This is a genomic window from Shewanella sp. SM95 (assembly GCF_025653595.1).
In the GTDB taxonomy this organism is placed as follows: domain Bacteria; phylum Pseudomonadota; class Gammaproteobacteria; order Enterobacterales; family Shewanellaceae; genus Shewanella; species Shewanella oncorhynchi.
In genome coordinates this window covers 1-1,069 of the sequence record NZ_JAKKSE010000062.1, presented here as the reverse complement: position 1 = coordinate 1,069, position 1,069 = coordinate 1, and the positions used below count along the sequence as shown (strand labels likewise).

2 tRNA genes and 2 rRNA genes are annotated in these 1,069 nt (G+C 45.1%); all 4 read right to left on the bottom strand.

Annotated elements, in window-relative coordinates:
* Positions 1-140, bottom strand: a 23S ribosomal RNA gene (locus L5M29_RS23645); the annotation flags it as partial.
* 362 nt (positions 141-502) lie between these two features.
* Positions 503-578: transfer RNA gene (locus tag L5M29_RS23640), tRNA-Ala, on the bottom strand.
* 138 nt (positions 579-716) lie between these two features.
* A tRNA-Ile gene (locus L5M29_RS23635) sits at positions 717-793 on the bottom strand.
* Positions 794-863: 70 nt separating this feature from the next.
* Positions 864-1,069: ribosomal RNA gene (locus L5M29_RS23630) — 16S ribosomal RNA — on the bottom strand; the annotation flags it as partial.

The window sequence follows — 1,069 nt, the reverse complement described above, 5'->3', positions numbered from 1 at the left end:
TTATGCTGCTGGGTTCCCCCATTCGGACATCGTTAGCTCAAATGCTTGTTACTAGCTCGCCAACGCTTTTCGCAAGTTACTACGTCCTTCATCGCCTCTGACTGCCAAGGCATCCACCGTATACGCTTAGTCGCTTAACCATACAACCCAAATGAGTTTCACTCATCTGCGCCGCATTGCGACCAGCTTGGTTTTACTTGTCTCACTTCTGACCAAAGAAGTGGACGCGCCTTAGACGTAAACTATTCAGCAAAGAATAATTTACTATTGAATATTCAAGACACTTAATAAAGTGTTTGAGAACTCATGTTCAATGCTTKCGCATTAAACGTTTTGTAATTAATMACATGACAGACTCATGCAATTAAATACTATCAGCTTTCCAAATTGTTAAAGAGCGGGCTTAAAAAAGCCAAAGATAATTTTTTAGTTTATCTTTGGCATCTCTATCCATAGTGCATATGCCTTATTACTTTGCAATAAAGTCAGAATAAGGTGTAAATGGTGGAGCTATGCGGGATCGAACCGCAGACCTCCTGCGTGCAAGGCAGGCGCTCTCCCAGCTGAGCTATAGCCCCATTTACATGCAGTGCGAGTAAGTAAGATGTTCCAAACCTCTAAAAGGATTGGTTTGCCAAATCGAGTTATCCGCGRCAAATTAACGCGACGTTTAGTTCACTAAACGAGTGTTAATTTAACAAAGGAGAACGAAGATTTGGTGGGTCAGAGTGGACTTGAACCACCGACCTCACCCTTATCAGGGGTGCGCTCTAACCAGCTGAGCTACAGACCCATCTTTTACTCTTTCTTYTATCAAGCAAATCTGTGTGAACACTCAACAAACATTAAGTTAGTCGTATAGGTAAGGAGGTGATCCAGCCCCAGGTTCCCCTAGGGCTACCTTGTTACGACTTCACCCCAGTCATGAACCACAAAGTGGTGAGCGCCCCCCCGAAGGTTAAGCTACCCACTTCTTTTGCAGCCCACTCCCATGGTGTGACGGGCGGTGTGTACAAGGCCCGGGAACGTATTCACCGTGGCATTCTGATCCACGATTACTAGCGATTCC